This is a genomic window from Novosphingobium pentaromativorans US6-1 (assembly GCF_000767465.1).
In the GTDB taxonomy this organism is placed as follows: domain Bacteria; phylum Pseudomonadota; class Alphaproteobacteria; order Sphingomonadales; family Sphingomonadaceae; genus Novosphingobium; species Novosphingobium pentaromativorans.
On sequence record NZ_CP009291.1, the window covers coordinates 233,242 to 253,731 of the forward strand.

Sequence of the window (20,490 nt, forward strand, 5' to 3'; positions counted from 1 at the left end):
GCCTGGTTGGCGAGCTGCTGGGTCTGGAACGGGTGGGTCCGGAGGACGACTTCTTCGCGCTCGGCGGCCACTCGCTGCTGGCGGCGCGGTTGGTGGCGCGGGTGCGCAGCGTGCTGGGCCGGGTGCTGGGCATCCGCTCGGTGTTCGAGGCGCCGCGGCTGGGCGATCTGGTCGATCGGGTGCGGCAGGCGCCGCGGGCGACCCATGCCCTGACGGTGACACAACGGCCATCGCGCTTGCCGCTGTCGTTTGCGCAGGCGCGGCTGTGGTTCCTGGACCGTCTGGAAGGAGCCGACGCGGCCTACAACATCCCTCTGGCGGCACGGCTGCTAGGTGGGCTGGATAAGGCGGCGCTGGCGGCGGCGCTGGACGATGTGGCGATGCGCCACGAGAGCCTGCGCACGCTGCTGAAGGACGATGGCGGCGAGCCCTACCAGGAGGTGCTCGAACAGGCGCATGTCGTGCTGGATCGGCGGGCCTGTGCGCCGGATGCGGTCGACGCCGTGCTGGCGGCCGAGGCGGCGCGACCGTTCGACCTGGCGCGCGACCTGCCGCTGCGGGCGGTGCTGCTGGACCTGGGGCCGGACGATCATGTGCTGGCATTGGTCGTGCATCACATCGCGACCGACGGCTGGTCGATGGGCCGGCTGCTGGAGGATCTGGCGATAGCCTATCGGGCGAGGGCGGCCGGAGAGGCGCCGGACTACGATCCACTACGGGTGCACTATGCCGACTATGCGCTGTGGCAGCGGGCGTTGCTGGGCGAGGAGACCGACCCAGAAAGCCTGATCGGACGCGAGATAAACTATTGGCGGACGGCCTTGGCGGGCGCGCCCACGGAACTGGCGCTGCCGCTGGATCATCCGAGGCCAGCCCGGCCCACGCGGCGCTCAGGGTCAGCGCCGATCGAAATCCCGGCGACGCTGGTTGCGGCCATAGCGCAGTTGGCGCGCGATCAGGGTGCGACGTCTTTCATGGTGCTGCATGCGGCGGTCTCGGCGCTGCTGATGCGGCTTGGCGCGGGCGACGATATTGTGATTGGAACGCCGGTTGCGGGGCGTGGAGATGCGGCGTTGGACCGGCTCGTGGGGTTCTTCGTCAACACGCTGGTGCTGCGACTGGACCTGGGCGGTGATCCGGATTTCGGGGCGCTGGTGGCGCGGAGCCGCGAGGTGTGCCTTGACGCCTATATGAACCAGGACGTGCCGTTCGAGCGGTTGGTGGAGGTGCTCGACCCGCCGCGGGTGCTGGGGCGCCAGCCCTTGTTCCAGACGATGCTGGTGCTGAACAGCGGGGCGGAGGGCAGCTTTGCAGCGCCTGGTCTGAAGACGCGGCCCCTGTCCGTCAGCGTGCCAACGGCGAAGTTCGATCTGTGCTTCACCTTCACCGAAGAGGATGGAGTCTGGCGAGGCAGCCTGGAGTATAGCGCGGAGCTGTTCGACCGGGCGAGTGCGGAGGGTCTGGCGGCGCGCCTGATCGGCCTGCTGGAGCAGGGTCTGGCGGACCCGGAGCAGCCGTTGTCGAAGCTGAGCGTGCTGCTGCCGGGTGAAGCGAGCCGGCTGACAGAGGATTTCGCGGGACCTCGGCGCTCGATGCCCGAACCCGCGACGCTGCCGGCGCTGTTCGAAGCGCAGGCCGCGCGCACGCCGAAGGCGATCGCGCTGACCGACTGGGAGCGATCGCTGGACTATGCCGGGCTCGAGGCCGCAGCCAACCGCATCGCCTGGCACCTGATCGGGCTGGGTGCGGGTCCCGAGACAGTGGTGGCGCTGGCGTTCGATCGGTCGATCGAGATGGTGGCGGCGGTGCTGGGCGTGCTGAAGGCCGGCGCCGCCTATCTTCCGCTCGACCCGGACCTTCCGGCCGAACGCCTCGACTTCCTGCTGTCCGATGCGCGGCCGCAGGCTGTGCTGACGACGCGCGTGCTCGCCGACCGCCTGTCAGGCCTGGCTGAGGCCGACGCCACGCTGATCGCGATTGACGACGATGCCGGTCTCGACGCCGCGCCTGCCCATGCGCCGATCGACACCGATCGCGTCACGCCGCTCGACCCGAGGCATCCCGCCTATCTCATCTACACCTCAGGCAGCACCGGTCAGCCGAAGGCCGTCTGCATCGAGCATCGCAGCATCGCCCACTATGTCGACCATGTGGGCTGCGACGTGCTCGGCGCGGATGCGGTCTCGATGCCCCTGTTTACGGCAGCCGGGTTCGACCTTACGCTGACCAGCCTGTTCGTGCCGCTCTGCCATGGTGGACGGATCGACGTCGTTGCCGAGCCGCGCCCGGAGGCGGCCGTGGCAGCGGTTTTCGCGCTTGATCCGCCATCGGGGACGATCAAGCTTACTCCCTCGCATGTGGCGCTCCTGGAAGGAAGCGACCTCTCGCCCGCCCCGGTCGGTGCCGTGATGCTGGGCGGTGAGGCGGTGACGCCGGCACATCTCGCGATCCTGCGGACCTACTGTCCCCAAGCACGAATCATCAATGAATATGGACCGACCGAGACCACCATCGGCGTGGTCGCCGGGGAAATGGGAGACGAAGTCACCATAGGTTCGCCCTACGCCAACACTGGCGTCTACGTCCTGGATTCCGGGCTTGGTCTGTGTCCGCCGGGGTGGTGGGGGAGCTCTATGTGTCAGGTGCCGGGCTGGCGCGCGGATATCACGGCCGCCCCGGGCTGACCGCATCGCGTTTCGTGGCGAGCCCGTTCGGGGATGGAGAGCGGCTTTACAGGACGGGCGACCGAGGGGCCTGGCGGGCGGACGGCCAACTCGTCTATCACGGTCGCGGCGACGATCAGGTGAAGCTGCGCGGCTTCCGCATCGAGCCGGCGGAGATCGAGGCGGCGCTGCTCGACCAGCCCGAGGTGGTGCAGGCCGCAGTGGTGGTGCGAGGCGCCGGAGCCGATGCGCGCCTCGTCGGCTATGTAGTGGTGATGCCCGGTGCGGGCATCGACGTGACAGTGCTGCGCACGCGCCTGGCTGAGCGGTTGCCGGGCTATATGGTGCCCGCCGCGCTGGTCGCGCTGGATCGCCTGCCGCTGACGGTCAACGGCAAGCTGGACCGGGGCGCGCTGCCCGAGCCGACGGTGGCCGTGACCGAGCATGTGGCGCCGGCCACGCCGGACGAGGTGACACTCTGTGCGATCGTCGCCGAGCTGGTCGGTGCCCCACAGGTCGGCATGGGCGACAACTTCTTCCATCTCGGCGGTCACTCGCTGATGGCGGTGCGCCTGGTCGCCCGCCTGCGCGAGCGCCTCGGTCGCGAGGTCTCCGTCCGCATGGTGTTCGAGCATCCCGTTCTCCAGGACCTCGCCAACGCCATCGCAAAGACACCGCTGACCAGCAACCCGGTAGCCGCAAGTCCAGACCCCGATGGCCTGCTCCAGCCCTTCGCGCTGACGCCGGTGCAACAAGCCTATTGGCTGGGCCGCCAACAGCTCGTCGCACTTGGAGAGGTAGCCTGTCACGCCTACGTCGAGCTGCGCGCAACCCGGTTCGATCCCGCACGGTTCGCCAGCGGATGGCGTCAGGCGATTGACCGCCATCCGGTGCTACGGGAAGTGATCGATACCGACGGCGTCCAGCGCGTCCTGGATGGCGAGATTCGGTTCGCGATCGAGCCAATTGACGTCAGCCATTTGTCGCCGTCGCAGGCCGAGACGGAAGTGGCCGACATCCGCCGGAAAATGTCGCACCAATTGTTGTCGCCCGACCGCGCGCCCTTGTTCGATGTGAGAGTGACTCGGGTCGCCGACGAGGATTGGCGCATACATATGAGCTTCGATGCGCTCATTCTGGATGGCGAAAGTATCAACCTGCTCCTGGCCGAAGTCTTCGCGGTCCATGCCGGCCAGGCACTTACGCCAGCGCCGGCCTTGACATTCCGGGACCATGTTATCGCCCAAGCCCGAAACCACACGGCCCGTATGCGTGCCGAAGCCTATTGGCGCAGCCGGATCGAGACGTTGCCGCCAGCGCCGGCACTGCCTCTCGCAGTTTCGCCTTCGCAGCTCAGGGATCACCGCTTCGGTCGTCGCGCCGCATGCCTTTCGCCGACGGTCTGGAGCCGTATGAAGCGGTACGCTGCCGATGCCGGCCTCACGCCGACAAACCTTCTACTCACGGCCTATGCCGAAGTCGTTGCGACCTGGGCCAGCGAGGACGACTTCACGCTCAACCTGACCGTCGGTAACCGTCCCGACGGATTCGAAGGCGTGCTGGGCGTTTTCACGACACTGCTCCCGCTCGAGATCCGGGGTGCGCGCCGAGGATCGTTCCGCGAGCGCGCTTCGGCTCAAGGCCGGCAGATGGCTACCGATCTCGATCACATGGCTTTCGGTGGCGTGGAGGTCCAGCGGCTCAAGGCGCAGGCGGCCGGCGACCCCGAGGCCGGCCTGTTGCCGGTGGTGTTCACCAGCGTCATCGGCGAAACGGACGTGACCCTGCCCGAGGGTGTCACGGTCGCACACGCCATCACGCAAACGCCGCAGACGTGGCTCGACTGCAAGGTCTTTGAGGAAGGTTTCGCCGAGGGGGTGGGGCTAGGGATTGACTGGGATGCGCCCGAGGCGCTGTTCCCGCCCGGTCTGCTCGACGACATGTTCGCCGCCTATGTCCAACGCCTGGAATGCCTGGCCGAGCCAGAGGCGTGGGAGGCAACCGACGCGGTACTGACACCGCCGGCGCAACTCGCCCTTTTCGCCGCCACCAACGCGACCCAGGCGGAGGCGAGCAGAGACCTGCTGCACGCCGGAATGCTGAGGGCGGCCGCGCGTCATGCTGCTGCGCCAGCCCTGATCACCCCAGACGGAACCGTCACGCACGGCTCGCTGCTCATGCGGGCCACGGCGTTGGCGCACCAACTTCTGGCCGTTTTGCGGTCGGACGACGCACTTGTGGCGATCGTCATGGAAAAGGGGCCGGAACAGGTCGTGGCAGCGCTCGCCGTGCTATTGGCCGGGAGGGCCTTCCTGCCGATCAGTGCCGGCCAGCCCGACCGACGCATTGCAGGAATCATGGATCAAGCCGGCGTCCGCGTGGCCATCACGCAGACACGTATCGAGCGCGGCCGGGACTGGCAAACAGCAGTCACGCTGTTCGATGCTCCCGAAACCGATCCGGCCGTGCCTCCACCGCCCATAGCGACGGAAACACTGTCGCCGGAGGCATTGGCCTACGTCATCTACACCTCCGGTAGCACAGGCGTGCCCAAGGGCGTCGCCATTGCCCATCGCGCCGCGGTCAACACTTTGGCCGATCTTGGTCGGCGTTTCCGCATCACTGAACGCGATCGGGTGCTCTGGGTTTCCTCCTTCGAGTTCGATCTTTCCATTTTCGACATTTTCGGTGTTCTCGGTGCGGGTGGCGCGATCGTCATTCCCCCTGTCGAGGGCGCGCAGGATCCGGCGGTCTGGGCCGATCTGATCCGGGTGCACGACGTTACCGTGTGGAATTCAGTGCCGATGGTGGCTGAACTCATGCTGGCGGCAACTCCGGCACCGCAGGTTCATTTGGCAAGCCTACGGCTGGTGTTGCTCAGTGGTGACTGGATTCCGCTTGCGTTGCCGCCGCGATTGCGGACTGCGCTCGCTGAGGATTGCCAGCTCATCAGTCTCGGCGGCGCAACCGAAGCGGCGATCTGGTCTATTCTTCACCCCATCGTGCAAATCCAGCCCGACTGGATATCCATTCCCTATGGTCGACCTCTGGCCAACCAGCACTTCCATGTGTTGAAGCCCGATCTGTCACCCTGTCCGGTGTACACCCCGGGCCGATTATTCATCGCCGGAGCTGGTCTCGCCGAGGGCTATTGGCGGAATCGGGAAGAAACTGCATCCCGTTTCGTGCGTCATCCGGCCACCGGCGAGCGCCTGTACGATACCGGCGATCTTGGCCGGTATCGACCGGACGGTGAGATCGAATTCCTTGGCAGGCAGGACAACCAGGTCAAGCTGCGTGGCTTCCGGATCGAACTCGGCGAGATCGAGGCGCAGATGCTGCGCCACCCTGCCGTCGAGGCTGCGGCCGTCTTGCTCGTCGCCGACGGCAGCCGGCGTCAGCTGGTCGGATATTATGTAGCCGGTGCCTGCGCGGAGGCCGATCTGCGCGCATGGCTGGAAGATCGGCTGCCTGACTATATGACGCCGACGGCGCTGGTCCGGCTCGATGCGTTGCCGCTAACCCGAAACGGCAAGCTTGATCGCAAGGCGCTGATGGCCTGGCGACCGATCGCTTTGGCCGGCGATGCTGCGCCGCAGACACCGGCCGAGACATGGTTCTGCGATCAAGTCGCTAACCTGCTCGGGTTGGAGCGCGTCGGCCCGCAGGACAATTTCTTCCATCTCGGCGGCGACAGCATCATCGCGATCCGCCTGGTCAATGCGGCACGCAACGCCGGGTTCAGCCTGGCCGCCCGCGATGTGTTCCTGCATCCGGTCATCCGCCAGATCGCCGAGCGCTCGACGCCGGCGGACGCATCGGAAGACATCGAAGCAGCCTTCCATTCGGCAGAAATGCTCGCGGATCTCCGGCGAGCCTACCCCGACGCCGAAGACTTCTGGCCACTCACACCGTTGCAACAGGGCATCTGGTTCCATGCGGCTTATGGCGGCGCAGCCGCGGACGGCGAAGACCCCTATCTCGTCCAGCTCATCCTGACGTTCGAGGGTGTGCTCGACGCCGAGCGGCTACGGTGCAGCTTCCAGGCCCTGCTGGAACGGCATCGCAGTCTGCGCGTGTCTTTCCACGAAGATGGCGACAAGCGGCCAGTGCAACTTGTCATGCGAGATTGCGCCATGGCGTGGCGCGAAATGGATCTGACCCATCTGGCGCCAGAACAACAGGCCAACCAAGTCGACGTCTTGGCGCGCGTCGATCGCGCGGATCGCATCGCGCTGGATACCGCGCCGTTGATGCGCGCGACCTTGCTGAAGTTGGCGTCTGGCCGCAACCAGCTGTTGCTCAGTCAGCATCATTTGCTCGGCGATGGCTGGGCGACGACCATTTTCTTCCGCGATCTCGTCGCGCTTTACCGGGCCGACGGCGTGGTCGGCGCCCTCCCGCCGCCGGCGGACTTCGGAGGCTATCTGGCCTGGCACGCCGGCCAGGATCGCGAAGCGGCACGCGAGGCTTGGGGGCGCTACCTCGACGGGCTGGCCAAGCCGACGCTTGTGGTGCCCGATGCTGACCGGTCCGCTCCCGCCCATCAGGCCATGCAGGAGCGGTTGATAAGCCGCACACTTTCCACGCGATTGACAGAGATGGCGCGCGAGCACGGCCTTACCTTGGCAAGCGTGCTGCAAGGCGTGTGGGGCTTGACCCTGGGCTTGCTACTCAATCGCACCGACGTGTGTTTCGGCGTGGTCAGCTCCGGACGGCAAGCGCCGGTTGCCGGAATCGAGGATATGCTGGGCGCTGTCATCACCACCACGCCCGTGCGCCTGTCCCTGCGGGGAGGCCGCACCTCCCTCGATCTGCTCCAAGAGCTCCAGCGTGATGCGGCGAACCTCATGCCGCATCAACATCTTTCGTTGATCGAGATCCACAAGCATCTGGGCGTAGAGAGCCTGTTCGACACTCTGTTCACCTACGAAAACTATCCGGTCGAACCGCCGCCGCCCGCGCAGTCGCCGGACGACTTGCCACTGACGGACGTCAGTGGCCATAACAGCAATCATTATCCGCTGAGCGTCGCAGTCCTGCCGGGGCCGATGCTGGGCCTGCGGTTTCACTACAACGCCGATCTGCTGCCCGCGGGGGACGTCCGGCGCTACGCCGATGCCTTCGTGCGGTTGCTGGAGCAGGTCACGCGCGCGCCGCTGCAACCGATCGCTCGGCTTGACGTGCTGCCCGCTGTCGAACGCGCGAGGTTGCTGGACGGGCTGCCGCCGCCCACTTCGCTTCCGACCGTCTCGCTGGCCTCGCTGTTCGAGAGTCAAGTGGCCGCGATGCCTGGCATGACGGCGATAATCGATGGCGACCAGAGCATCGATTACGCAACGCTCGACGCCGAAGCCAACCGGCTCGCCTGGCGCCTGATCGGGATGGGTATCGGGCCGGGCGATATCGTTGCGACGCAGTTCGCCCGATCCGAGCCGATGGTGCGCGCGGTGCTGGCGGTAATGAAAGCCGGCGCGGCCTTCATGCCGCTGGATCCGGGTCACCCACCTGAGCGCCTGGCGCAGTTGCTGGCAGATGCAACGCCCAAGCTCACACTGACGACGGGCGACTTGTCGCCTCGGTTGCCTGCCGATCTCACGCGGCTCCTACTGGACGATGCCATCGTTGGGGCCGAGATCGCAGACGAATCAGAGGTCGCGCCTCGGAACGAAGACCGCACGCGTCCATTGCAGGGCGATCATCCGGCCTATCTTATCCACACCTCCGGCAGCACCGGTCGGCCCAAGGGTGTGCTGGTGCCGCATCGAGGACTGCCGAGTCTGGCGGCCGTCCAGGCGGATCGGCTTGGGATCGGGCCGGGCGATCGTGTGGTGCAACTGGCGTCCTGCGCCTTCGACGCATCGGTTTCGGAACTGGCGATGACCCTTACGCGCGGAGCGACCCTGGTGATCGCGGGCGTTCACGAGCGCGCCGGCGACGATCTGGCCCGATTACTGGATAGCGCCGCTATTACCCATGCCACCTTCACGCCGACCGCGTTGCAGACCCTGTCCCCGCAAGCCGGTCGGGCCTTGCAGGCGATCATCGTCGCCGGTGAAGCGTGCCCTGCCGATCTCGTCGCTGCGTGGAGCAAGCGAGTCCGCCTGTTCAACGCCTATGGCCCGACCGAAACGACCGTTTGCGCAACAATGAGCGCTCAGCTTGCGGACGATGGCGATGTCACAATCGGTCGTGCCATTGCCGGCGTGCGCGTTTATGTCCTCGATAGCTCCCTGCGTCCTTGCCAATCGGGAACGATTGGCGAGTTGTACATCGGGGGCGATGCGCTTGCTCAAGGCTATTTCGCACAGCCGGCGCTCACGGCGCTGCGGTTCGTGGCGGATCCTTTCGCCCGGGCGTCCGGCGCCCGCATGTACCGCACCGGCGACCTGGCGGCGTGGCGCGCCGACGGCCAACTGGATTTCCATGGTCGGGCCGATGATCAGGTGAAGATCCGCGGAGTGCGTGTCGAACCTGGCGAGGTGGCGGCCGCAATCGCGGCGATGCCGCTGGTCGACCAGGTCGCTGTAGATGCCGCGCCGAACGCCGAAGGCCGCCTGACGCTGACGGCCTATGTGTCGCCTGTGCGTCAGGGCTCTACCATTGAGGCCCTACGCCGGGCGTGCGCGATCGAACATGTCGATGCGTGGCGTGAGATCGAAGACGATGGTGTGGTGTCCGGCGACATCGCCGATCCGACCTTCGACACGCGCGGCTGGAACAGCGCCTATACGGGCGAGCCACTGTCGAATGCGGAAATGCGCGACTATGTCGAGGGCGCCGTTGCCCGCATCAAAGATCTCGCGCCTCGTAGGGTGTTGGAGATCGGGTGTGGCGCCGGGCTGATTACCTTCCCGTTGCTCGGCATGACTGGATCCTACGTCGGCATCGACATCTCCCGGCGACGCATCGCGCAATTGCGATCGCTGCAAGCGAATGCTGCCTTGATGGATCGCATGCCCGGGCTTGCCCAAGCGGTATTCCAGTGCGCGGCTGCGCACGAGATCGAACAACTGGCTCTGGGCAAGTTCGACACGATCATTCTGCCGTCCGTCGTGCAATATTTTGCAGATGAGACTTACCTGATCGAAATCATCTCGCAATTGATCGGGACGTCGCTTGAGCCGGACGGAACGATTTTCTTGGGCGATATCCGTCACAAGGGATTGCAGAACGCCTTTAATCTGTCCGTCGAGTGGCACCGCGGCCCTCCCGACATGCATGCAACGGAACTGCGGGAGCTCGTGCGGCGCAAGGCTGAACAGGAACGAGAGCTTCTCCTCAATCCAGCCTTCTTCATGACATTGCGCGAGCGGTTTTCGCAGATCACGCAGATCGACGTGTTGCCGAAAGCGGGTGAATTCCCCGGCGAACTGAACCAATTCCGGTACGACGTTTTGATCCGCACCGACGGTGATTCCATCGACGCCTCGGCTTTTGAATGGGTTGACGGCGGTTCGGCCAGTATCGCGTCCATCCAGGAGAGCTTGATCACGCAGCCGCGGGCTCTGGCGCTGCGTGCCGTGCCCAACGCTCTGACGATCGCAGCCTGTTGCGACGCCACCTGTTTGCTGGAAGGCGAGATGGCACTGCTTTCACCCGGCGTCGAACCCAAGGAGTTGCGGCGCCTGGGAGAGGCCCTTGGATATCGGGTCGATATCAGTCTGGCAGCTGGACATTCGGACGCCAGCCTCGATGTCCTGTTCCGAGCCGGCGACGACCGCCGCGTACAAATGCCGGGCAGCGCCGCGAGCAGGGAGGTCCGTCCGCCGGTCGGAAGTCCGCTGGACAGCGTACTTGGTCAACGCATAACGCGGAGCATTCGCGAAGCGCTCGAAGCAAAGCTGGCCGCGCCGTTCATTCCGCAGGACATCGTCCTGATCGACGCCTTGCCGATGACTGCCTCAGGCAAACTCAACCGGCAGGCATTGCGTGGGATGGTTCGGCGGGGATCCCGGCCAGTGCAGACGGCCCGGAATGCCCGCGAACGCGTCCTGTGTGCGATCGTTGCCGAGCTTCTGTCGCTGGATGCGGTCGATCTCGACGGCAATTTCTTTCATCTGGGTGGCGACAGCATCAGTTCGATCCGATTGGTCAGTCTCGCCCGGGAGCAGGGATTGCTGCTTTCTCCGCGCGATGTCTTCCTGCACCCGGTGCTGCGGGATCTCGCCGCAAATGCTCGCTTCGGACCGCAAGAGACCGAGCAGGAGGATGTGGCCGAAGGCGGTGTTGCTGCCACGCCCATAATCCACCGCACCACTGCCCGCAGCGAGCACTGGCGCAGCTTCCACCAGGCCAGTGTGCTATTCACTCCCGCTGGATTGAATATTGATGCTCTGGAGCGCGCCTTGGCGGCGATCATCGCGCACCACGACGCGCTACGCCTGACGGTCAATGGCGCCGGGGAAATGTCCATTCCTGCGCCGGACCCAGGGCCACCTGTATCGCTGCGACGGCTTATGACGGCCGGGAAAACCGTGTCTGAGCGCGATGCTGCACTGAAGGCGGCCTATACTGACGCCATTGCGCGTCTCGATCCGTCATCCGGGCGGATGGTGGACGCGGTATGGGCCGACGCAGGACCATCTCAGCTTGGGCATCTTCTGATCGTGATCCACCATTTCGCGGTCGACGGGGCGTCCTGGCGCATCCTGGCCGAAGATCTCGCCCGCGCATACGCACAGGCCGAGAAGGGGGGGCGGATCGACCTCGGACGGAAGACGACAAGCTTTCGGCAGTGGTCGCTGGCGCAGGATGCAGCAATCTCCAGCCATCGAAACGAGCTGCCTTACTGGCAGGGGATGGTAGCGAGAGCGGGGCTTACGCTCACTTCCGACCGTCTGGATCCTCAGCAGGACCTGTTGGGAGATGCCGGTTACATCAGTCGTTCTCTGGACAGCGGGATGACCAGCGACTTGCTCACCCGCGTTCCGTCAACGTTCCGCGCGCGCATCAATGATGTGCTGTTGACAGCCTTGGTGCTGGCGGTCACCGCCTGGAGCGAGAGCGCTGGCAGAGGCGGCCGGCCAGCATTGACGCTGGACCTGGAGGGGCATGGTCGGGAACCGCTGGATGCAGCGGCTGATCTGACCCGGACCGTCGGATGGTTCACCAGCCTCTTCCCGGTGCATCTTGATGCCGGAGATATCGATCTGACTGAAGCCATGGCAGGCGGAAGCGACGCGGGGCAGGCGCTCAAGCGGATCAAGGAGCAATTGCGTACGCTGCCTCATGCCGGCGTCGGCTATGGTTTGCTCAGGTATCTCGACGATGAAGGACAAGCCGCGCTGGGCGGCACTGCCGATCCGCAAATTGCCTTCAACTATCTTGGACGTTTCGGTCGTCCACGCAACGCGCCGTTTGCCCCTGCCGACACCTACTCCGCGGTTTTTGGCGGAGCCGAGCGCGACAGGCCGTTGGACCATATGATCAGCCTGAATTGCGCAGTGCATGAAACGCCTGACGGGCCCCGACTGGACGCGACTTGGCAATATGCGCCCAGGGTGCTCGGCGAGGGTGCGATGCACGCGCTTGCCGATGCATGGGGAGCCGCGCTCCAAGCTCTGGTGTGTCACGCAGCGACGCCCGGCGCCGGTGGGCCCTCACCCAGCGATTTCGACCTCGTGTCGTATGATCAGGTTCAGATTGACGCGTTCGCCGCGATCGTTCCGGAATTAGAGGACATATGGCCGCTTACGGCAATGCAGGCCGGCTTGCTGTTCCATTCGGAGCGGACAGCCGGGCAGGAGGACCCCTATCTCGTCCAGCTTCGTCTCGATCTCGATGGGCCGCTTGATCCGGGCAGGCTGCAACGTGCGCTTAATGCACTGGTCAAACGGCATCCCGGCCTGACGGCGCGACTAGTGCATGATCGGCAGGGTCGGGCGGTGCAACTTGTTCCCTCGCAGGTGTTCCTGCCGCTGAAGAGGGTCGTTCTGCAGGATGGCACATCCGATAGCCTTGAACGGATAGCGACCGAAGATCGCATGCGCGGTTTCGATCTCTTCGGCGGACCGCTTATCCGTGCGTCGTTGATCGAGGGAGACGGCACGTGCGAACAGCTTTTGCTGACCATGCATCATATGGTCGTCGATGGATGGTCCGGCGCACTCTTGCTGCAGGAGTTGGACGCGCTGTATCGCCATAACGGTGACGGGGCCATGTTGCCGCATCCGGCCCGGTTCAATTCCTATCTAAGCTGGCTTCGTGCGCAAGATGAAGAAGAAGCTTGTGACGCCTGGCGCACGTATCTCGACGGTTTGGACAGCACCCCGCTGACCGGCGACAAGGCCGGCAGCCCGCAGGGGGTGTCGGAGAGCGAACTCAGTCTGTCGTGCACCATGACGGCGCAGCTGGAAGCGCTGGCGATAGGCGAGGGCGTCACCCTCGCGACGGTGGTGCAAGGCGCTTGGGCGCTTCTGCTGGCGCGCCTATCGGGCCGCGATGACTTTTGTCTGGGCGTCGTCAGTGCGGGCCGCCACGCGGCCGTGCCGAACGTCGAGCGCATTGTCGGCATGCTCATCACGACCACGCCGTTTCGCGTCAAATTGTCAAAGGACGAGCCCGTGGGTGATTTCCTGCGTCGGCAGCAGCGTGAACAGGGATCGATGATCCCCTATCAGCACCTGCCGCTTTCGGAGATCAGCCGACTGGCCGGGGGGGCGTTGTTTGACACGCTGTTCACCTTTGAGAATTTTCCTGCCGAAGGCGAACACGGCCGCGACGGAGGACTGCCGCTCGCCTCGGTCTCGGGAAGCAGTGGTACGCACTACCCATTGAGCCTGATCGTTCAGCCCGGACCGGCGCTGTCCTTCAAACTCCATCTGAGTGGCACGCTGGCTTCCGCAAGCGGGGCGGAATTGCTGTCGCGGTTGGAGCAGCTCCTCAAATCCATGCTGGCTGATCGGCAGGCCGACGTGGCGGAGCTCGACCCGCTCCTGCCCGGAGAGAAAGTTAGACTGACTCAGGCCAACAACGAGACGGTCGCAACGGTCGCAACAGGTACGGTAGTCGATTTGTTTGAGGCAATCGTCGTCCGCTTCCCCGATCATGGCGCGGTGACCGACAAAGGGACGACGCTGAGCTACCGCCAGCTTGATGAGCAAGCCAATCGGCTGGCCTGGCGCTTGATCGCCGAGGGGGTAGGACCCGGTGATGTTGTAGCCATCCAGTTGCCCCGTGGTGCGGCGACGATTGTGACGATCCTCGCAATCCTGAAGGCAGGCGGTGCGTATCTCCCCATCGAGCCCGACTCTCCGGTCTTGCGGCGAGATTTCAGCCTCGAGCAAACGCAACCGAAGGTCATCGTCACTACGAGTGATCTGGCGGCGACGCTCTCGCCTCCGTGGTTCAGTATGGCCATCGCCGTCGATGCCGCCGAAACGCTATCGGATCTGGCGCAACGTTCGCCGCGACATCCAAGCGCGACCGACCGCTGTGCTCCGCTCTTGCCGCAGCACCCAGCCTATCTCATTTACACGTCGGGCAGCACCGGTCAGCCGAAGGCCGTCGTCAACAGTCACGCCAATCTGATGCACCTGATGGCTGCCGCCGATCGGTTCGATTTCACTGAAACCGACGTCTGGACCTGGTTCCATTCCTACGCTTTCGACTTTTCGGTTTGGGAGATTTGGGGTCCGTTGCTTCGGGGCGGACGGCTGGTTGTAGTGCCGCAGGAGAAGGCGCGGGCGCCCGAGGCTTTCCTTGCGCTATTGGCTGATGAGCGGGTGACGATTCTCAATCAGACGCCAAGCGCCTTTGCGCGTTTGCTCCCCTTCGATGGCGACGGCGCAGGACTTGCTGTCCGAAAGCTCATCCTGGGCGGCGAAATCTGCTCGCCTACAACCGCGGGGGCATGGGCGCGCGCTTGCACCGTCCACAACGGCTATGGCCCGACCGAGACCACGGTCTTCGCCACCATGAGCCTGGCGCTAGACGGAACGTGCCAGCCGCCCATCGGCACGCCGATCGCGAATGTCCGGACCTACGTCCTGGATCAGCGGCTTCGGCCATGTCCGAAAGGCGTGATCGGCGATCTCTACATCGCCGGAGCGGGGCTCGCGCATGGTTATCACGCGTGCCCGGCGCTCACAGCCGCGCGTTTCATTGCCAATCCTTTCGAGGACGGACAGCGCCTGTATCGCACTGGTGATCGCGCCTGCTGGAACGACGACGACCAATTGATGTTTCATGGTCGCCAAGACGGTCAGGTCAAATTGCGAGGCTTCCGCATCGAGCTGGGTGAAATCGAGTCTGCCCTCTGTGCCCGGTCCGATATCGCCCAGGCCGCAGTCCGCGTCAGAGACGATGCCGAGAGAGCTCAGCTCATGGCATGGTTGGTTCCATCGGGTCCGATCATGCCAGACATCGAGGAGGCAAGACGCGAGCTCGCGCAAGCCCTGCCGCACTATATGATCCCCGCTCAGTGGCGTGTCGTAACCGAAATCCCGCTGACCCCCAACGGCAAGCTCGACTTCACGGCCTTGTCGACCGGACCTGAGCATGTAGTCCGCGCCGATGTCGCTCCACGCGCGAGCGCGCCGGAAGAAATGGCGCTTTGCGCTATCGTCGCGGATATCCTCGGGATGGAGGAGGTTGTCCCGACCGACAATTTCTTCGATCTCGGGGGCCATTCGCTGCTCGCCGCGCAATTGGCCGTGCAGGTCAGCGCGAAGCTTGGTCGCGATCTGTCGATCGATACCATCTTCAGTCATCCGGTGATCGCCGAAATGGCGAAGCGGATCGGCGTAGTAGCCGAGCCTGGCGCCGCCTTCGATGTAATCCTTCCTATTCGATCTGAAGGCGCACGCGCGCCGATCTTCTGTCTGCACCCAGGAACCGGCCTTTGCTGGCCCTACACCAATCTGCTCGCAATTCTCGATTCCGATCAGCCGCTTTACGGCATCCAGTCACGCGGATTCCTGGCTGACGCGCCGTTGGCGACCTCCTTCATGGACGTGGTCGACATCAGCTTGGCAGCGATCCGTTCGATCCAGCCGACCGGTCCTTATCACTTGGCCGGCTGGTCGTTTGGCGGGAGCGTCGCCCATGCGATCGCCACGCGCCTGCGCGCCGAGGGAGAAGCGGTCGAGCGGGTTTTGCTCTTCGACGCCTTCCCCCCGGTCCCCGATACATCGCCCACGGAACCCGGCAACGTTTGGAGTGAAATCGCGCACGGCGCCGATCTCAGGACGGCGGTCGCGCCGCGCGATGCGGGACAATTGCTCGCTCTGGCCAAGGCACAGGGGCATGTGTTTGGCAGTTTTTCGGTCGAGCAGTTGCAAGCCATGGCCCGCGTCGTGACCAACAACGCCCGTCTTCTATGGGAGGCGCGCTTCGATCGGTTCGACGGCGAGGTGATCCTGTTCGAGGCGACCCGCGTCACGCCCGGTCTTGATCGATCCTTCGCCGATGCGGAGGCATGGCGCTCCTTAAGCGGCACACTGCGGGTCATACAGGTGGACGCGGAGCATCATCATATGCTGTCGTCGGCGGCGGTCAGGCAGATTCGGGGAAAAGTGTGACTATCGACGATCTGCAGGCGCGTTTTGCCGCCCTTTGTGTGACGGCCGGCCTTGATTTGCGCGAAGGACAGGAGTTGATCGTGTCAGCTCCCATTGAAGCCCAGTCATTCGTGGGCCACGTCGCCGGAGCCGCCTATCGGGCCGGTGCGCCGCTCGTAACTTGCCTATACGAGGACCCCTCCCTGATCCGCGCGCGTTTCGATCATGGCGCAGACGAGGCGTTGGACTGCGCCCCCGGCTGGCTCTCCGATGGTGTTGTCAAGGCCTATGAAGGTGGTGCGGCAAGGCTTTTTGTCTACGGCCCCTATCCTGATCTGCTGACGGGTGTCGCGCCCGAGCGGATCGGTCGCATGCACGCCGCGATGGCGGCAGCCTCGGCCGCCGAGGGCGCGTTCACCGCGGATCTGCGCGTGAACTGGTGCGCGATCCCTTTCGTAACCCAGAGCTGGGCGCGCATCGTCTATCCGTCGATGCCGATCGCCGAGGCGACCGACAAACTTTGGAATGATGTGTTTGATGTCGTGCGCGTTAAGTCCGCCGATCCCATCGCCGCCTGGCGTGACCATCTGGCGGTTTTGGAAACGCGATGCCAAGGTCTTCAAGCCCTTGACCTCAGCGCGCTCCATTTCGTCGGCGGCGGCACGGATCTTAGAGTCGGGCTGGCCGAGGGCCATCAATGGGTGGGTGGTCGATCTCGCGCCGCCAACGGCGCGCTTCCGGTCTGCAACTTCCCAACTGAGGAAGTCTTCACCTGCCCACATCGTGACCAGGTCGAAGGCAGGTTGGCGGCCTCGCGTCCGATCGCCCTGGGGGGGATTGTCATAGACGGCTTGGTCGTGACCTTCCGCAACGGGGTCGCTGAGCATGTCGAGGCGCGGGAAGGGCGGGAGATGCTGGAGGGGCTGCTTTCCGGCGATAAGGGCGCAAGGCGGCTGGGCGAAGTTGGCTTGGTGCCGTGCAACTCGCCGGTAGCACGCAAGGAGGTGCTTTTCTACAATACGCTCCTCGACGAGAACGCCGCCAACCACATCGCCTTCGGCCAGTCATACTCCGCCTGCATCGAAGCCGGGCGCGACCGGAACATCGCCGGCGCGAACACCAGCGCCCTGCACATCGACTGCATGATCGGCCATGACGCGATGGATGTAGACGGCGTTCTGAAAAGCGGCGAGCGGCGAGCGATCATGCGGGCCGGCGATTTCGTTTTGGATTGACCGGCCGACCGAGGGGCCTCCTCAGCTCGGTCGCGTCAAAGCCTGACTGAGCGTGCCGGGCGCGAAGTCCTGGCTTCGCTCGAGCGTTCGCCGTGTCGTTTCAAGGGCGGGGCCCACCTCAACCCGATCGGCGAGCGTGCGCATTTGATCGCGCAGCGCTTCGGTCAGCTGCTCATCCTTGCCGTCCCACGACCATGGAATTCGGCGTCGCAGAACCGGAATATCGTGAGCAAGACGACGGACCTCCGACTGCAGCACGTCAGAATAGGTGAGGCTTTCCAAGCTGATCGTGAGATGGAGCGAGTGCTCATCTGTGCATCGGGCAGCGTGCATGACGCCGCGTGGAAGGTAAAGAACATCGCCGAGTTGCATCACCAAGCTTTTCCCCGAGCCTAGAGGCTTGTAACGCTCCGGTTCCCAAGGGGTATCTGCGGACGGTAGCTGCGTTTGATCGGTGTAATCTTCGAAGATCGTCCAATCTTTCGTGCCGCCGCACTGGACGACAAATCCATCGGTGATGTCGAAATGAGCAGGGAAACCCGCACCACCCATCGGGGCCAAGTATAGGTTCACTTGGCACTTGGCTAGGAAAAGCTGCTCGAGCTGGCGCACTGTATGTTCAATCGACTGACTTGCGTTCTGAAGGTCCCGGACGCGAACCATTGCCCCCTGGCGAAGCTGGTCAATGAGTACCGCTAGTTGTGAACGGCCCGTCTTGTGCTGGAGATCACCAAGGCGAACCAAATGGCCATTGGTGAAAACGTCGATCGAGTCCGTGCTAATCCTAGAGGAATCAACATCGGCTTCGAGCTGATCGGCTGTGTAGAACAGACTTGAAATGTCATTCTGAGAAAACGCCCCGCGATAATGCGCCCAGTGATCTTCACGTACCTCCTCATTAAAATGATCGATTGTTTTATCCCCAATGATCCGGAGAAGTTTGATTTGTTTCACGCAATTCGAAGGCTTGTGTTCGGTATTCATTGTAAATTTCTATCTCAACAGATTTCATTGAGCGAACAATTTTCGCCGGTAACAGCAGATCCAAGTCCATCGATGGGAGAAAGCCTAGACTACCACAGCGAGGTTCGAACCACTTCAACAGATTTGGATTTAACGAATTTGGAGCAGAAGTTGGTGACGTGACCTTCAGATTTCACTTCACGAGCGACCGCTCTCGCAGCCTGACTGGCATGCTCGAAACCGTAGCATGATCGTTCTCAACAAACGAGGTGCTTTTGGCTACTCATACGTAGGTTAGAATCGAATTAGGTCGAGCATTTTCGGAGACGCGGATAACTTCGTGTCGCCTTGACGCAGGCTATAACCGGCTCGTCGTAAATAGGCGGTCGATGGGGGTAGTGGTGGGGGTATTTCGAGGGTTGAAAAAGGACAAAGATAGTTAAATCAATAGGATAGATCATATCTATAGATCCCTCCTCCGCTACCATCCCGCGCAGCAGTCGCGGACTTACCAGAAAGTCGAAGAAAAACCCTCATTTCCGGGGACTTGGCAGCACAGGCCCAATTCCGGCCTGACGGCATCGCACGCCACGCTGGGCAATCTTCAGGAGCGTTTTGCGGCTGTCTCAGGGCAATTTCGATTGCCCGACATGCCGGTAAGACGCTCGGCTGATCAGCCGAGCGCCTGTTCCTTTTCCGCGTAGAGCCGTTCCAGCTCGGCGCGGCTCTTCTTTTCTGCAGCGGTCTTGAGCTGGCCGCAGGCGGCATCGATGTCGCGGCCGCGCGGGGTGCGCACCGGCGCGGAGATGCCCGCTTCGAAGACGATGTTCGAGAATGACCGGATGCGTTCGGGTGTCGAGCACTCATAGGGAGCGCCCGGCCAGGGGTTGAACGGGATCAGGTTGACCTTGGCCGGCAGCTTGTAGTGCTTGAGCAGGCGGACCAGCTCGCGCGCGTCGTCGTCGCTGTCGTTCTTGTCCTTGAGCATCACGTATTCGAAGGTGATGCGCCGGGCGTTGGATGCGCCGGGATAGTCGGCGCAGGCCTGCAGCAATTCCTCGATGCCGAACTTCTTGTTGATCGGCACGATCTCATCGCGCACCTCCTTGGTCACGGCATGGAGCGAGACGGCGAGGTTTACGCCGATCTCCTCGCCGCAGAGCGCCATTTTCGGCACCACGCCCGAGGTCGACAGGGTGATGCGGCGCTTGGACAGGGCGAGGCCGTCACCGTCCATGACGAGCTTGAGCGCGTCGCGCACGTTGTCGAAATTGTAGAGCGGCTCGCCCATGCCCATCATCACGATATTGGTGAGCAAGCGCCCATCGGCCGAGTAGGAGCCTTCGTCCTCTTCCTCGTCGAGACCGGCCATCGTGGCGAGGCGGGTGTCGTTCGCGCCCTTGGGCCATTCGCCCAGTGAATCGCGCGCCAGCATGACTTGGCCGACGATCTCGCCGACAGTGAGGTTGCGCACGAGCCGCATGGTTCCGGTGTGGCAGAAGCGGCAGTTCAGGGTGCAGCCGACCTGCGAGGACACGCACAGCGTGCCGCGGTCCGCGTCGGGAATGAAGACCATCTCGAAGTCGTGCCCGTCGGCGGTGCGCAGCAACCACTTGCGCGTGCCGTCGCTGGAGTGCTGGGCCTCGACGATGTCGGGGCGGCCGATGACGAAACGCTCGGCCAGCCAGGGGCGCATGGTCTTGGCGATGTCGGTCATCGCCTCGAACTCGGTCACGCCGCGATGGTAGAGCCAGTGGAACACCTGCTTGGCGCGCAGCTTCGCGGCCTTGGCGTCCAGACCCGCCTGCTCGAACAGTTCGGCGATGCGCTTCTTGGGCAGGCCGATGAGATCGACGCGGCCATCCTCGCGCGGGGTGACGTCACGCGGGACGGGCACGGGGTCTATGTGCCCCGGGATCGGCATGAGTTTCGTGTTTGACATGATTGGCGGCCATATAGTGCAAGGCGCGCCATTTCGGAAGGGTGCAGGATTCCGAGACATTCATGAAGCGCATGCAGGCGCCCGCGAACGCCGAATGTTCGCATTCGGTTCCCGCCGTCCGGCGCTTTGAAGAGGCATCTCGTCGATGCGGTGTTGCCAAAAAACATCAATGATTTCGTTGTCTT

The 20,490-nt window shown here is 63.8% G+C and carries 4 protein-coding genes and 1 pseudogene; 3 read left to right on the forward strand and 2 right to left on the reverse strand.

Translation table 11 applies throughout. The features are described from left to right. Positions 1 to 2 precede the first annotated feature (2 nt). From JI59_RS28165 to JI59_RS01060, 3 genes and pseudogenes are all read left to right on the forward strand, one after another. Positions 3 to 2,684 (forward strand): annotated as a pseudogene (locus JI59_RS28165) (non-ribosomal peptide synthetase); the annotation flags it as partial. Next, a complete protein-coding gene (locus JI59_RS01055; RefSeq protein ID WP_203226074.1) occupies positions 2,636 to 16,186 on the forward strand; it encodes a non-ribosomal peptide synthetase in 13,551 nt (4,516 codons plus the stop codon). The pseudogene JI59_RS28165 and the gene JI59_RS01055, both read left to right, overlap by 49 nt. Further along, positions 16,183 to 17,400, forward strand: coding sequence for an aminopeptidase (locus JI59_RS01060; protein WP_007014735.1), 1,218 nt, complete (start codon positions 16,183 to 16,185; stop codon positions 17,398 to 17,400). Before JI59_RS01055 ends, JI59_RS01060 begins: the two co-directional genes overlap by 4 nt. A gap of 21 nt (positions 17,401 to 17,421) precedes the next feature. On the opposite strand, the gene JI59_RS01065 is transcribed toward JI59_RS01060, so the two are convergent. Both JI59_RS01065 and rlmN read right to left on the reverse strand, forming a co-directional pair. Then, positions 17,422 to 18,384, reverse strand: coding sequence for a JmjC domain-containing protein (locus JI59_RS01065; protein ID WP_007014736.1), 963 nt, complete (start codon positions 18,382 to 18,384; stop codon positions 17,422 to 17,424). A gap of 652 nt (positions 18,385 to 19,036) precedes the next feature. Then, the gene (rlmN, locus tag JI59_RS01070; protein WP_038575339.1) at positions 19,037 to 20,305 is read right to left on the reverse strand and encodes a dual-specificity RNA methyltransferase RlmN; all 1,269 of its coding nucleotides are present in this window, start codon (positions 20,303 to 20,305) and stop codon (positions 19,037 to 19,039) included. Positions 20,306 to 20,490: the final 185 nt, after the last annotated feature.

Bases quoted from the DNA above. Each gene is read 5' to 3' on its own strand.
- JI59_RS01065 (WP_007014736.1), bottom strand. From the start codon at position 18,384: ATGAATACCGAACACAAGCCTTCGAATTGCGTGAAACAAATCAAACTT.
- rlmN (WP_038575339.1), bottom strand. From the start codon at position 20,305: ATGTCAAACACGAAACTCATGCCGATCCCGGGGCACATAGACCCCGTG.